This is a genomic window from Streptomyces sp. NPDC047525 (assembly GCF_040643025.1).
Taxonomy (GTDB): Bacteria; Actinomycetota; Actinomycetes; order Streptomycetales; family Streptomycetaceae; genus Streptomyces; species Streptomyces durmitorensis.
Window position 1 is genome coordinate 972,036 of record NZ_JBEYTL010000001.1, and the last position, 14,046, is coordinate 986,081.

10 protein-coding genes are annotated in these 14,046 nt (G+C 70.7%); 3 read left to right on the plus strand and 7 right to left on the minus strand.

What is annotated here, in order from left to right:
- Positions 1-17: 17 nt before the first annotated feature.
- The 4 genes from ABZ833_RS04580 to ABZ833_RS04595 form a co-directional block, all read right to left on the minus strand.
- Positions 18-1,646 carry an extracellular solute-binding protein gene (locus ABZ833_RS04580; RefSeq protein WP_361040884.1) on the minus strand — a complete coding sequence of 543 codons (1,629 nt, stop codon included), beginning with the start codon at positions 1,644-1,646 and terminating at the stop codon, positions 18-20.
- Between the two features lie 62 nt (positions 1,647-1,708).
- Entirely contained in the window at positions 1,709-2,632 is a 924-nt protein-coding gene (locus ABZ833_RS04585; RefSeq protein ID WP_361040887.1) for a carbohydrate ABC transporter permease, read from the minus strand.
- Entirely contained in the window at positions 2,629-3,576 is a 948-nt protein-coding gene (locus tag ABZ833_RS04590; RefSeq protein ID WP_361041368.1) for an ABC transporter permease subunit, read from the minus strand. The genes ABZ833_RS04585 and ABZ833_RS04590 overlap by 4 nt, the downstream gene beginning before the upstream one ends.
- A 206-nt stretch (positions 3,577-3,782) precedes the next feature.
- Positions 3,783-4,943: an ROK family transcriptional regulator gene (locus ABZ833_RS04595; RefSeq protein ID WP_361040890.1), complete on the minus strand. Its 1,161-nt coding sequence runs from the start codon at positions 4,941-4,943 to the stop codon at positions 3,783-3,785.
- Between the two features lie 124 nt (positions 4,944-5,067).
- On the opposite strand from ABZ833_RS04595, the gene ABZ833_RS04600 reads away from it, so the two are divergent.
- Positions 5,068-7,995, plus strand: coding sequence for a glycoside hydrolase domain-containing protein (locus tag ABZ833_RS04600; protein WP_361040892.1), 2,928 nt, complete (start codon positions 5,068-5,070; stop codon positions 7,993-7,995).
- Positions 7,996-8,117: 122 nt separating this feature from the next.
- Here ABZ833_RS04600 and ABZ833_RS04605 read toward each other — a convergent pair whose 3' ends face one another.
- Entirely contained in the window at positions 8,118-9,362 is a 1,245-nt protein-coding gene (locus tag ABZ833_RS04605) for a CapA family protein (RefSeq protein WP_361040894.1), read from the minus strand.
- A 289-nt stretch (positions 9,363-9,651) separates the two neighbouring features.
- Between ABZ833_RS04605 and ABZ833_RS04610 the strand changes: the two genes are divergently transcribed.
- Positions 9,652-10,167: a hypothetical protein gene (locus tag ABZ833_RS04610; RefSeq protein ID WP_361040896.1), complete on the plus strand. Its 516-nt coding sequence runs from the start codon at positions 9,652-9,654 to the stop codon at positions 10,165-10,167.
- Between the two features lie 171 nt (positions 10,168-10,338).
- Entirely contained in the window at positions 10,339-11,019 is a 681-nt protein-coding gene (locus ABZ833_RS04615; protein ID WP_361040898.1) for a zf-HC2 domain-containing protein, read from the plus strand.
- Positions 11,020-11,037: 18 nt separating this feature from the next.
- Here the strand turns inward: ABZ833_RS04615 and ABZ833_RS04620 are convergent, their stop codons facing one another.
- Complete coding sequence (locus ABZ833_RS04620) at positions 11,038-11,898, minus strand: DNA-formamidopyrimidine glycosylase family protein (protein ID WP_361040901.1); 861 nt, start codon at positions 11,896-11,898, stop codon at positions 11,038-11,040.
- Between the two features lie 4 nt (positions 11,899-11,902).
- The gene (locus ABZ833_RS04625; RefSeq protein WP_361040904.1) at positions 11,903-14,011 is read right to left on the minus strand and encodes a SpoIIE family protein phosphatase; all 2,109 of its coding nucleotides are present in this window, start codon (positions 14,009-14,011) and stop codon (positions 11,903-11,905) included.
- Positions 14,012-14,046: the final 35 nt, after the last annotated feature.

Below are 14,046 nucleotides of genomic sequence, written 5' to 3' on the forward strand. Positions count from 1 at the left end.
TCCCCGATGGGGGCCGCTCAGGCGCTCTCGATGGACTTCTGGAACTCGCGTGCCATCTGCTCCAGGCCCTTGTTCTTCCACTCGGCCCAGAACGGCTTCCACTCACTCAGCTTCTTGCGGCCGCTGACGATGTCGTTGACCAGGTCGGTCGCCTCGGTCGACATGCGGCCGTAGTGCTGGGTGTACGCGTCCGAGTAGTGGCCGACGACCGGGTTCTGAATGGCGGTCTCGATGAGCTTCTGCTCGGCCGCGTAGACGTCCTTGACGTCCTGGGCACGCTCCGTGCCCGGGAAGGTCGAGGCGACGAGCGCGAAGGGCGACGTGGTCGCCGTGGTCAGTCCGCTGAAGAGGCCCTCGACCTGCTGCTTGCCCTGCTTCGAGCGCTCCGGGAAGCCGTTCTTGTCGTACGTGAAGTCCGTGCCCTCGGTGCCGAATTCGAGGAACTCGCGCTCGGTGGTCCCGAACGGCGCGGCCAGGTAGTTGAGCACGCCGAGCAGCATGCGCACGCGCTTCTCGTCGCCCTTCTTGACGGCGGTGTAGCCGATCGTGCCGAGGTGGTAGTGGTGCTTGGGCTTGCTGCCGCCCACGCCGAAGGGGATCAGGATCTCGGCGGCCTGCTCGGGGTCCTGGACGCGGGAGTCCTTCCGCGCGTTGAACGGATTCGCGAACACACAGGCCCCGATCGCCCCCTGCGCCATCTTGGTGTACGCGTCGGCCATCTTGGGGTTCCCCGGATAGAAGACCCCGGCCTTCTTCAGCTTCAGGACGAAGTTCAGCGCTTCGGTGTACTCGTCGGTCTCCTGGAACCAGGTGAGCGAACCGTCCTTGTTCTGCCGCCACTTGTTGGGGGCACCGAAACACTGGCTCATCACGCTGGCCGCGTTGACGTAGATCGGTTCAAGGGCCCAGGTCTTGCCGCCCGTGACCTCCTTGCACTTGGCGAGGAATTCCTCGGGGCTGCTCGCCGAGAGACCGTCCGCCTTCTCCCAGACCTTCGGATTGCCGCCGTAGACCTGTCCGAATGCGGGATACGGGCTGGGTGCGCCCCAGATCTTGCCGTTGACGACGGCGGTCTTCCAGTGCTCGGGGGTCATCGCGGCGAGGTTCGGATAGTCCTTCACCGCGTCCCCGGACACGTACTCCGTGATGTCCGCGCACTTGGCTTCGAGGAGTTCGGCGATGTGCTGGATTCCCTGGTTCGGCGGTATCCACATGAGGTCGGGAAGGTCGCCGCCCGCGATGACGGCGGAGAACTTCTCCTCGTAGCCGGGGTCGGTGCCAAGGATCGCCTCCAGGTCGACACCGAGCTCCTTGTTCACCTTCTTCCAGTGGGCGTTGGAGCCGGCCGGGGCCGGCGGCTGCGTCCAGATCTCCGTCAGCATCGTGATCTTCGACCCGTCGCCCGGGGTCTTGGGGACGCTGCGCACCAACTCCTTGGGGTACGAAAGGAACCCGGCCGAGAGGCCCTTCGCGTTCGGCGGCAGATCGGGCTTGACCTTGCTGAAGGGAACGTACGAAGGCAGCTTCACCTTCGACGACGCCGCCTCGCCCGTCTTCTTCGCACCCGAGCCGCAGCCCGTCAGCGAGGTGGCGGCCGCGCCCGCCGCGACGGCCGTGGAGAGGCTGAGGAAGGTGCGTCGGGACATGCCTGTCATGGGAATCTCCGCAAAGGGTGTCAGGGGGCAGGACGTTTCTGGGGGAGGGAGGTTCAGCCCTTGATGGCGCCGGTGAGCACGCCCTTGGTGAAGTACTTCTGCAGGAACGGGAAGAGCAGCAGGATCGGGATGAGCGCGATCATGACGACGGCCATGGAGATCGACTGCTGGGGCGGCATGTGGCTGACGCCGAGCTGGTCGCCCGAGATGGACTTGCCCTGGACCACGTACGTCCGCAGGACCAGCTGGATGGGCCACTTGCCCGAGTCGTTGAGGTAGAGCATCGCGTTGAAGAACGCGTTCCAGTACGTCACCGCGTAGAAGAGGCCGACGACGGCGACGACTCCCTTGGAGAGCGGAAGGACGATGCGGGTCAGGATCCGCCAGTCACCCGCGCCGTCGATCCGCGCCGCCTGGTAGAGCTCCTCGGGGATGTTCATGAAGAAGGCCCGCAGGACGACCAGGTTGAAGGCGTTGATCATGACGGGCAGGATCAACGACCAGTAGGAATCGAGGAGTCCCAGCTCCTTGACCACCACGTACATCGGCACCATGCCCGGCACGAAGAGCAGCGTGAAGAGCACCATCAGGAGGATCGGCTTGCTGCCGGGGACGCCGCGCTTGCTGAGGCCGTAGGCGAGCGCGATCGTCGTCAGGAGGGAGAGGGCCGTGCCGACGAGCGTGATCAGGACGCTGACGACGACGGCGCGGGAGACGATGCCTCCGGAGAGGATCGTGCGGTACGCCTCCAGGGTCGGGTCCGTGGGGAAGAGGACGAAGCCGCCCGCTTCGGTGATCTCCGCGCGGGAGGCCAGGCTGGTGGAGAGGACCGTGAGGAAGGGCAGGATCATCACGGCGCAGATGACCGTGATGACGACGGCCTTGGCCGCCGAGCCGATCTTCGTCGGCGGCTCTTCCCAGGCGGGCCGCTCCTCGCGCGTCCGCGGCGATCGCAGGGGGAATCCGAAGCTGCTCATTTGCTGTACACCCCGTGCTCTCCGAAGGCGTGGGCGACCTTGTTGGCGCCGTAGATCATCAAGGCTCCGACGACGCCCTTGACCAGGCCCGCGGCGGCGCCGACGCCCCAGTCGCCGTAGACGACGCCGTGGTAGTAGATGTACGTGTCGAGGACTTCCGACGCGCGGGCGCCGACCGCATCGCGCTGGAGCAGGAACTGCTCGAAGCCGACGGACAGGACGTCACCGAGGCGCAGCACGAGCAGCATGATCGTGACGCCGCGCACGGCGGGCAGGGTGACGTGCCACATGCGGCGCCAGCGTCCGGCGCCGTCGACGGCGGCCGACTCGTACAGGCTCTGGTCGACGCTCGCGAGCGCGGCCAGGTAAATGATCATGCCCCAGCCGATGTCCTTCCAGATCACCTGGCCGGTGATGAGGAGCGAGAAGGTGCTGGGGTCGGTCATCACGTCCAGGGCGGACATGCCGTGGTCGCGCAGGTAGTTGCTGAAGAGGCCGGCGCCGCCGAGTACTTGCTGGAAGAGCGCGACGACCAGGACCCAGGAGATGAAGTGCGGCAGATAGACGACGCTCTGCACGAACTTCTTGATGCGCGGGCTGACCAGGCTGTTGATGAGCAGGGCGAGGGCAAGCGGCGCCGGGAAGAAGAAGATCAGCTGGAGCGCGGCGAACGCCAGGGTGTTGCGGACCGCCTCCCAGAACGCCGGGTCGGCGAAGAGCTCCTGGAAGTTGGCGAGGCCCACCAGGGGGCTGTCCTTGAAGCCGATGAAGGGCTGGTAGTCCTGGAAGGCGATGACGTTGCCGAGCATCGGCACGTAGAAGAAGAACAGGAAGAAGAGCAGGCCCGGGGCCATCAGGGCGAGCATCACCCAGTTGTTCCGCAGTCGGACGCGGAGCGGGACGCGGCGGTGGCGCGGCGGGTTCGGGGACTTCGGATCCGACACGGGTGGTGGCGGCGACGCGGCTCGTGGCCTGCGTTGCGTTGCTGGGGATGTCACACGTACTCCCTGGCCTGGCGGCACGACGGAACAGAAAAATGGCAGCCGACAGCCGGGGCGACCGTCGAGAGTCGGCCAATTAAGAAGCCAACTTGCCGAAAGAGAGCCACATCATCGAAGCGTGACTCCCGCCCGTCAACCACCTTCCGGTCCTAGAGAGTTGGACTTTTCTGCGCGGCGTGATCGATGTGTTCCAGTGCGAGGCGAGCTGCCCCGATTGCGGTGGATTCCTCGCCGAGTACGGAGGTTTGCACCGTCGGCCGGTAGGGGCAGAGCGCGCCGAGCCGCGCCGCGAAAGGCTCGCTGAGCAGGGCGCCCGCCCGGGAGATGCCGCCGCCGAGCACCACGGACTGCGGGTCGAGCACGGCGACGTGGCGGGCGAGGCTGTCGGCGAGCGCCTCGGCGAAGGCACGCAGGGTGTACCGGGCCCCGCCGTCGCCCGCGGCCGCCGCGGTCACCACCGCGCGTGCGGCGTTCTCGCGGGTGGGCCTGTCGGCGCCCTCGTGCCCCGCGAACCAGTCCAGGAGCCGCTGGTAGCACCGCTCCCAGCCGTCCCCCGCGACCATCTCCCCGGCCGCGCCACGGTGTCCGCGGTGCAGCTGGCCGCGGAGCCACAGGCCGATGCCGAGCCGGTTCCCCACGTACAGGTACACGCAGTCGCCGGTGCCCACCGACACTCCCCCGGTGCACTCGGCGAGGGTCGCGAGCTGGATGTCGTTGCCCACGACGACGGGGCCGTGGGCCGGGTCGGCGAGTTCGCGGGTGAGGTCGAGGCCCGTCCACTGGGGCAGCGAGTCGCTCTCCACCACGCGGCCCGCCGCGTCCACCATGCCGCTGGTGCCGACGCCGGTCGCCAGCGGGCGCACGTGTGCCGCTGCGGGCTGGGCCAGGCAGCCCGCGATCGCCTCGCGGACGGCGTCCAGGCGCAGGGCCGCCGGGAGTTCGGGCGTGACGGCGACGCGCTGGGTGGCCACGGTGCGGCCGAGCAGGTCGGCGGCGTGCACCAGGATCTTGTGCGCGCCGATGTCGACGCCCAGGACGTGTGCGGCCTCGGCCCGGAAGCGGAACCTGCGGGCCGGCCTGCCCACACTGCCGCTGCCCGGCGTCAGCTCCACCAGGCGGCCCTCGCGCAGGAGCTGGGCCGTGAGGTCCTGGGCGGTGGGCCGCGACACGCCGATGAGCGTGGCCAGTTCGGGCACGGTGATCTCGTCCCGCTCGCGCAGCACCCGCAGGGCGGCGGCCGCGTTCAGGCGGCGCAGCAGCGACGGGTCCCCGCTCATGGCACTCACGGAATTCACGGGTTCCTTCTTCATGGACTCCCCCTCCCGGTCTCCCCGATTCAAGGCGCCCCCTTGACAGCGTGATCGGTTGATCTCCAGGGTGACCCGGAGCGATTGAGAAACTTACCTAATAAATAGCGCCCTTGGGGGAGCACAGATGGGTGAGACTGGTCATCCGGAGCTGGCATGCGGGATCGGCTCCTGGGACAGCGACGTCTACGGTAACCACCGGATTCTCGTACGCGCCGCCGCCACCGAAAGGACGGCCCCGGCCGTCGCGGCCGAACTGCCGTGGCGCCGCCAGGATCCGGACCCCGGGGCCGTGGACGTGATCGTCATCGGCCCTTCCGGGGAACGCGTGCGCAACACCGTGGCCGTGGAGGTGACCGACGAGGCCGGACGCATCGCCTTCGAGCCGACGGACGGCCCCGGCACCTACGCCGTGCACTACCTCCCGTACGCGCACACGGGCAAGCCCTACTATCCGCAGGCCGCCTACCGGCCCCCGACGCGGACGGCCGACCCCGGCTGGGTGCACCGCTGCGGCCTGCACGACGCGACCGGCTGGGAGAAGCTGCCGCGCGCCGAGGCCGTCGCGTACGAGGCGGCGAGCGCGGTCGACTCCTTCGCGCCGCTCGGCTTCGCGGCCACCGAGGACGAGCGCGCACGCCTCCAACAGGCCTACGGGGGCGAGCAGTTCCTCCTCTTCGGCGAGGACCGCGCCCATCCGCTCGGCCGCTACGAACGGCTTCCCGCACGCTGGGCCCTGGCCACACCCTTCGCGCCGCACGACGTCACGGCGGACCGCGGGGAGTTCCACGCGGTACAGGTCGGCGTGTACGCGCTCCAGGAGCTGACCGAGGTGCGCGCCGAGGTGCGCGGGCTTCCGTTCTCCGTACGGTGCGTCAGCACGGGCGGCATCGACGCGCGCGGCAGGGCCTTCGAGCGGCGCGTGACGGTCGGCGCGGGGCGCGCGGCCGCTCTGTGGTTCGGCATCGAAGTTCCCGAGGACGCTCAACACGGCCTCTACGAAGGGGAGATCGCCGTCGGCGCGCCCGGTGTCCCCGAGCGCGTACTGCCGCTGCGCCTCACCGTCGGCCGGGACGTCGTCGCCGACGGCGGTGCCGGTGAGCCGTGGCGGCTCGCGCGGCTCGGGTGGCTGGACTCGGCGCTCGCGCAGGACGACGAGCCGGTCGCGCCGTTCACGCCGATCGAGGCGGTGGCCGAGGATGGCGGGCAGCGCCTGTCGCTGCTCGGCCGCACGGTCGAGGTCGGCCCGCAGGGACTCCCCCGGCGGATCGTCTCCACCTTCACGCCGAGCGTCACGCGCGCCGACGGACCGCCGCGCGACCTGCTCGCCGCGCCCGTCACGCTGGACATCGGACGCCCCCTGGAGCATGGACCGCTCAGCCTCGACCGGCTCGGCCCGGCGCGGGTCGGCTGGTCGGCGCGGGCCGCCGGACGCGACGTGGTCCTGCGCACCGAGGGCGAGTTGGAGGCCGACGGGTTCCTCGTGGTGCGGGCCACGGTCGAGGCCACCGCCGACACCGAGCTCGACGTGCGGCTGGACGTGCCGGTGCGCGAGGAGGTCGCGCGGTACGCGATGGGGCTCGGCCTGACCGGCCGGGCGTGCCCGGCGGCGTACGACTGGAGCTGGGACACGCCCACCCGCAACCAGGACGCGTTCTGGCTCGGCGACCCGGCCGCCGGGCTCCAGCTCAGCCTGCGCGACGAGCACTACGCACGGCCGCTCAACACCAACTACTACCGCGAGAAGCCCCTGCGCACACCGCGCTCCTGGGCGGGCGACGGGGCGGGCGGGGTGCGGCTGCGCACGAGCGAGGGGGTGCGCGGCCTCTGCGCCTTCAGCGGGCCGCTGGCGCTGCGCGCGGGCGAGAGCCGGTGCTTCGAGTTCCGGCTGCTCCTGACCCCCTTCAAGCCGCTCGAACCGGCACGCCAGCTCTCCGAGCGCTACTTCCACGCGTACGCGTCCCCCACGGAGATCGCCGAGTACGGCGCGAACGTCGCCAATCTGCACCATGCGACGCCACCCAATCCGTACATCAACGACCCGCTCCTGGGCGCGGACGCCCTGCACTCCTACACCGAGGAGGCGCACCGGCTCGGGATCCAGGTCAAGGTGTACGACACGGTGCGCGAACTGACGCGCCACACACCGGAGTTGCCGGTGCTCGCATCGCTCGGCGACGAGATCTTCGCGCCGGGGCCCGGGGGCGGGCACGCCTGGCTGCGGGAACATCTGGGCGGGGACTACGTGCCGGGGTGGGTGGCGCCCGATGTGGGGGATGTCGCCGTCGTCACGTCCGGCGACTCGCGGTGGCACAACTCCTATGTGAGCGGGATCGAGCGGCTGCGGCGGGTCGTCGGGGTCGACGGGCTCTATCTCGACGACGTGGCATACGACAGGACGACCATGAAGCGGGTCAGGAAGGTCCTTGCCGCGTCCGGCGACAGGCCGCCCCTGGTCGACCTGCACTCCTGCAACCAGTTCCGCGAGCCGGACGGGTTCGCCTCCAGCGCCAATCTGTACGCGGAGCTGCTGCCGTACGTCGACAGGCTCTGGCTGGGCGAACTCTTCGACTACGACGGCGCGGACGGTGACGCCGGGGGTGATCCCGCGTACTGGCTCGTCGAGATCTCGGGCATTCCCTTCGGCCTGATGGGCGAGATGCTGGAGGGCGGCGGGAATCCCTGGCGCGGGCTCGTCTTCGGGATGACGGCGCGGGCGCCCATGACGGACGTACGGCCCTTGTGGCGGGCCTTCGACCAACTCCGGCTCCCGGAGGCGGAGATGACGGGCTGGTGGGCCACCGGTACGGACGCGCCCGCGGTGCGGACCGGGCGGGACGATGTCCTCGCGACCACGTGGGAGGGGCCGGGAGGGACCGTGGCGGCGCTGGCCTCCTGGGCCGGGGAGCCGGTGGACGTCGTGCTCGACACGGCTTCGGGTCCCGTCGCCGCCTACGCTCCCGCGATCGAGGGGTTCCAGCCGGAGCGGAGGTTCACCGCGGGCGAGGCGCTGCGGGTGGAGCCGGGGCGGGGCTGGCTGGTGCGGCTGGGGTGAGGACGCGTCCCGGGTGCGGGCCGAAGGTGCGGGCCAAAGGTCCGGCCCGCACCCGGGACGGCGAAGTCCGGCCGGCCACGCACACGCGGGCGGGTACCCGGCTGCTACTCGCCGACCGGCTGCTACTTGCCCATCACCAGGCCGTCCTTCGCCGCGCCACGGCTCAGGACGATCCGGCGGATCCGGTCGCGCACGTCGGCGACGTCCGCGCCGCGGGCCAGCGCCGCGTTCAGGTCGGTCACCCGCCCCGTGCCCGTGTTGAACCACTGGGGGATGAACTCGGCCTTCTTGACCTCCCAGCGTCCGCCGGGGGCCGCGGGCGGGGCGAACGTGAACCGGCCGAGGGTGCCCTGGTTGCCGCGCGGGTCGTTCGCGCCCTCGTGGTTGATCATGTCGCCGGCGATCTGGTCGCCCATGCCGTAGATGACCCAGGTCTTGTTGACCTTCTCGTAGGCCTGGGGGACGTGCGCGTGGGTGCCCAGGATCAGGTCGATGTCGGGACGCCCCCCGGTGCTGGACGCGGTGAGCTGCTTGCCGAGGCTCAGCTGGCGGCGGTCCGGGGCGTCCTGCCACTCCGTGCCCCAGTGGACCGAGACGACGACCACGTCCGCGCCCGCCTTCCGCGCGGCGCGCGCGTCCGCGACGATCCGGTCGCGCTCCATGAGGTTGACCGTCCAGGGCTTGCCCTTGGGCAGCGGATATCCGTTCGTGCCGTACGTGTACGCGAGCTGGGCCACCTTCGCGCCGCCCGCCCGCATCCAGGCGGGAGACTTGCCCTCGGCGGCCGTGCGGCCCGAGCCCGCGTGCTTGACGCCTGCCTTGTCGAGCGCGCCGAGCGTCCTGCGCACTCCCGCGGCGCCGTCGTCGAGCGTGTGGTTGGAGGCCGTGGAGCAGGCGTCGTAGCCGGTGGCCTTCAGGGCGTGGGCGATCTGGGGCGGGGACTTGAAGCTGGGGTAGCCGGTGTAGTCGCCGTTCTCGCCGTAGACCGTCTCCATGTGACAGATCGCCAGATCGGCCTTGGCCACGACGGGTTTGACGCCCGCCAGCATCGGCACGAAATCGTAGCCGTCGCCGCCCGCGTCGGCGTTGGCCCTGCTGATGATCGAGGAGTGCGGAAGCACGTCCCCGGAGGCGACGAGCGTGAAGGCGCGCGGCGCGTCCGGGCCGCCGCCGGCCGCCGACGGCGCGGGAGGCGGAGCCTCCTGATTTCCGTCCCGGGCGCCGCCCGGTTGCTTTTCGCTCTGCTGCTTCGGATTCCGCTCCTGCGCGGGCCCTTCATTTGCCGTGCAGGCGGCGGTCGCGGCGAGAGTGGCTCCGATCATTACCGCTGCCAGAACGGCTGTTCCCTGCGGTGTGCGCTGCGTCATCGACCAGGCTCCGTGAATGGGGGATATTCGGCGAAACGAATCCACATTCGGACACATGGCCGAGTCAAGCAGCAATGCCGTCATAGTCCCCGAAACGGACTTAAATCATCCGGCCATGTGACACGAAGAACACACAGCCTCCGACCTGCGACGAAACCGGGGCCCGGGTCAAAGCTCCGTAAAGCGCCTTGCTCACAGCCCCCTTCGGGTAATCGGCTGTCCTCATCCGTGTTCCGGATTGGGGGCCAGAGGCCGGCGACGCGCACGGATCGGAGGAAGGCGAGACGGGATGCTGCACGAGAGCCGAGGAAACACGGAGGGCCCGAGTGGCGGCGAACTGGCCGTGCCGATGGCGTGGTTGTACGCCGAGTACATCGCGGACGAATTACTGCGTACCGGCGATTTGATGCCGCCGACATCTTTCGAATACCGCGCGGGGCGTGATGCTCTGGCCCTGACTATTTTCCTCTCGGACACGCGTGGAGAACTGTCGGGCATCCGCGTGGTCTCGCAGTTGGAGACCTGGCTGTCCCTGACGGCCTACGACCAGCCGTGGCTCGACTGGGTCGGTGAGCGGATGGCCGTGCTCACGGCGGACGCGCTCACATCCGGTGAGCCCGCGCCCGATCTGGAGCTCGCCGACCTGGCGTGGCGCTGGCTGGAGGAGACGGAGCTGCTCGCGCCCGATCTGGACGCGGTGCCCGGCGGCGGGTCGCCGGGCGGCGAGGACGACGGGCCCAAGGTGTGGACGGCGGCGTGGCGCCTGGGGCTGCCCCTCGGGCATCTGGCGATCCATCTGTTCTGACGCCGCGGCAGAGGCGTACCGGCACCACGACAGAGAGGTTCTGACGCCACGGCAGAGAGGTTCTGGCCCTCGCGCGAGTGTTCTCTTCGCGCGTCTTGAGTGATTCGTCGGTCCCCTGCGTACGGGAGGGCAGAACGCACCCCCTGCCCGACTCGTCACGCAAGGAACACCATGAGGTCCCTGGAGCGGCATCGCGACGCCGGCGCCTACGCGCTCGGTGTCCTCGACGCGGCGGACACCTTCCGCTTCGACGACCACCTCATGGACTGCCCCACGTGCCGGGCCCTGGTCGAGGAACTCGGCCCGGCAGCACAGCAGTTGGCTGCCTACGACCGCGTCACCCCGCCGCACGTCGAACCGCTGGCCGTGCCCGGCCCCGGCCTCGTCGACCGGCTGCTCGCCGAGGCCGGACGGCTGCGCAGGGCCGGGCGCAGGCGGTGGCTGTGCGCGGTCGCGGCGAGCGTCGTGCTGGCCGTCGCGGCCCCCGCGACGGCGGTCCTCAGATCCGGCGGGCCGGGACCGGAACAGATCACGGCCCGCGACGGCCGCACCGGCGTATCGGCGACACTGACCGCGCGGGGCCGCGACTGGGGCACGGACATCGGGCTCCGCATCCGCGATGTGCACGGCGGCGCCCGCGTCTGCGAACTCGTGGCCGTCGGCACCGACGGCTCCGAGCAGACGGTGACGACGTGGAAGGTGCCCGCCGCCGAGCACGCCGACGGGCCCGCGGCAGAGCCACCGGCCGCTCTCTCGACACGGGGCGGTGCGGCCATGCCCCGCGAGGACATCGCCCGCTACGAAGTGCGCACGAGGGACGGACAGCGCCTGCTGACGCTGCGGCGGCCCTGAACCGCCCCTCACGCACGGCTACTTCAGGAGCCGCGACATCCTCCGGTCCGCCAGCGGCTTCCCGCCCGTCTGGCACGTGGGGCAGTACTGGAGCGACGAGTCGCTGAAGGAGACCTCGCGGATGGTGTCGCCGCACACGGGGCACGGTTCGCCGGTGCGGCCGTGGACACGCAGGCCGCTCTTCTTCTCCGCCTTGAGGCGGCCCGCCGCGACACCGCGCGAGCGCTCCACCGCCTCGGTCAGCGTGGTCCGCAACGCCACATGCAGCCCATGGACTTCCCCCTTCGTGAGGCTCGACGTGAGCCGATACGGAGACATGCGAGCCACGTGCAGGATCTCGTCGCTGTACGCGTTCCCGACGCCCGCGATCAGGCTCTGGTCCCTCAACGCGCCCTTGATCTGGCGGCGTTCGCCCGCCAGGAGACCGGCGAAGCGCTCCTCGTCGAAGTCCGGGGCCAGCGGGTCGGGGCCGAGCCTGGCGATGCCCGGGATCGCCGAGGGGTCATCGGTCACGTACACGGCGAGGCGTTTTTGCGTGCCCGCCTCCGTCAGGTCGAAGCCCTCACCCGTCTCCAGCGCGACGCGCAGCGCTAGGGGGCCCTTGCCGGGGCGGGGCGGGCCGTCGGGGAGGCGGTCCTTCCAGTGCAGCCAGCCCGCGCGGGCGAGGTGGGTCACCAGGTGCAGGCCGTCCGCGTCGAGGTCGAGGAACTTGCCGTGGCGCGCGACGGCCGTGACGGTGCGGCCCTCCAGGGCGGTCAGCGGCGGGTCGTACGTCTTGAGGACGCTGACCGCCACGGGCAGCACCCGGATGATCTCGTGGCCGACGAGGTGTTCGGTGAGGAAGGCGCGCAGCGCCTCGACCTCGGGGAGTTCCGGCATCCGTTCACTCCTGACCCTGTTCCTGCGGCGTAGTCCGCTCGCCCTGCGCCTGGCTCTCCCGCGCCGGAACGACGAACTCGCACCAGACGCACTTGCCGCTGCCGCGCGATTCGACGCCCCACGCGTCCGTGAGCATGTCCACCAGGAGCAACCCGCGCCCCGACACCCCCGATTCCCCTGCCTCACGGCGGCGCGGCAGTGCGCTGGAGGAGTCCTCGACCTCGACGCGCAGGCGCCGTTCGGTGCCGCTGACGACCCGCAGGGTCACGATCGCCGCGCCGTCGGTGTGCATCAGGGCGTTGGTGATCACCTCGTCGGCCACCAGCTCGATCTCGTCGGCGCCCTCCCCGGCGCCCCAGGCACGCACCGCGGCGCGGATCATGTGCCGGGCCTCGGCCAGTGCCTCCGGATCGCCGGGGCCGACATGCTGCTGGAGACGGCCGCCGGACCGGGGCGCGTCGATCATCCGGCGGCGCAGGAGCAGCAGCGCCGCGTCGTCCTCGCCGCCCCGGTCGTCCACGATCCCGCAGAGCCGGTCGGCCAGGGGCTGGAGGTCGCGCGGGCCCGAGCAGGCGAGCTCGCCCAGGGCCCGCAGCCCGTCGTCGAGGTCGGAGCCCGGCTCCTCGATGAGGCCGTCGGTGAAGAGGATCAGGGTCTGGCCCGCGTCGAGCTCGAAGGTGGTGACCGGGTATTCGAGGCCGCCGAACTCGGCCGAGAGACCCAGCGGGAGCCCGCCGTCGACCGGCACCCGGCGGCAGCTCCCGTCGGTCTGCTGGACGAGCGGGTCGATGTGGCCGGCTCGCACCAGCTGGACCACGCCCGTCGACAGGTCGGCCTCCGCGTAGAGGCAGGTGGCGAAGCGCTCGGTGTCCAGCTCGTGCAGGAAACCCGACGCACGGGCCATGACGGTGGCGGGCGGATGCCCCTCGGCGGCGTAGGCGCGCAGCACGATGCGCAGCTGGCCCATGACGGCCGCCGCGTGCGTGTCGTGGCCCTGTACGTCGCCGATGACCGCCCCGACACGGCCGCCGGGCAGCGGGATCACGTCGTACCAGTCGCCGCCGATGTCCCGGCCGAGCGCCGCCGAGCGGTAGCGGACCGCGACGTCGGCGCCGGGCACGCCGGGGATGGTGCGCGGCAGCATCGCCTGCTGGAGGCCCTGGGCGAGGTCCTTCTCCTGCTCGTAGAACATGGCGCGCTGGAGGCTCTGCGCGATGCCGCTGCTCAGCGCTACCAGGACGTTGCGCTCCTCCTCGGTGAAGCCGGTCTTGTCCTGGTAGAGCAGGCCGAGCACGCCGATCGGCTTGGCCTGCGCGATCAGCGGCAGGTACGCGGCCGATGTGATGCCCAGCTTGTCTATGTGCGGCCACAGCTCCGGGTACGAGGCCGCGAACTCCGCGGCCGTCTCGATGAAGCGCGGCGAGAGCGTGCGCACGGCGTCGCTCATCGGATACCGCTCGTCGATCCGCGTGAACTTGGTGCCCGGCACGAAGCTCCCCGCGGGCCCCTCCGCGACCAGCCGGATCCGCCCCGCCTCGACCAGGGCCATGACCAGGTTCGACGCACCCAGGTGCGCGAGGCCGTGGGTGTCCTTGAGCACGTCGATGACGTCGCGGACGGTACGGGCGTGCGCGAGGGCCGCCGTGGTGCCCTGCACGATGCTCGTGCGGCGGCGCCGGTCCTCCTCCTCGTCGGCGCGCTGGTGCCGGGCCGTGCTGTCGCCCAGCTCCTGCGTGGCGTCGCGGACGATGCCCACAATCCGGCGCGGGCGGCCCGTCTCGTCACGCTGGATGAACCCCTGGGTATGGGTCCAGCGCAGGCCCCCGGAGCGCAGCCGGATGCGGAAGTAGATGCCGTAGGTCCGGCTGCCGTCCTTGAGCGCGTGCGAGACGTAGGCGTCGAGGCGGTGCGCCTCGACCGGCGGAACGCGTACGCCGAGGCTCGTCGGGTTTCCGTCGTACTCGTCGGCCCGTACGTCGAAGACCTCGTGGCCCGCGGCGTCCAGATGCATCAGGCCGCTGTCGAGGTCCCAGTCGAAGCAGCCTGTGCGGTTGAACGCCAGGATCGACCGTGGATCCGCTGGCCAGTCGTCCGGCAGTGGCGTGGGCTTCATGACACTTCATGATTCTTCGCTGTCGGGCCCGAGCG

Excerpts from the sequence above, each read along its gene's own strand:
- ABZ833_RS04580 (WP_361040884.1), bottom strand. The coding sequence starts at position 1,646 with ATGTCCCGACGCACCTTCCTCAGCCTCTCCACGGCCGTCGCGGCGGGC.
- ABZ833_RS04585 (WP_361040887.1), bottom strand. The coding sequence starts at position 2,632 with ATGAGCAGCTTCGGATTCCCCCTGCGATCGCCGCGGACGCGCGAGGAG.
- ABZ833_RS04595 (WP_361040890.1), bottom strand. The coding sequence starts at position 4,943 with ATGAAGAAGGAACCCGTGAATTCCGTGAGTGCCATGAGCGGGGACCCG.
- ABZ833_RS04600 (WP_361040892.1), top strand. The coding sequence starts at position 5,068 with ATGGGTGAGACTGGTCATCCGGAGCTGGCATGCGGGATCGGCTCCTGG.
- ABZ833_RS04605 (WP_361040894.1), bottom strand. The coding sequence starts at position 9,362 with ATGACGCAGCGCACACCGCAGGGAACAGCCGTTCTGGCAGCGGTAATG.
- ABZ833_RS04610 (WP_361040896.1), top strand. The coding sequence starts at position 9,652 with ATGCTGCACGAGAGCCGAGGAAACACGGAGGGCCCGAGTGGCGGCGAA.
- ABZ833_RS04615 (WP_361040898.1), top strand. The coding sequence starts at position 10,339 with ATGAGGTCCCTGGAGCGGCATCGCGACGCCGGCGCCTACGCGCTCGGT.
- ABZ833_RS04620 (WP_361040901.1), bottom strand. The coding sequence starts at position 11,898 with ATGCCGGAACTCCCCGAGGTCGAGGCGCTGCGCGCCTTCCTCACCGAA.
- ABZ833_RS04625 (WP_361040904.1), bottom strand. The coding sequence starts at position 14,011 with ATGAAGCCCACGCCACTGCCGGACGACTGGCCAGCGGATCCACGGTCG.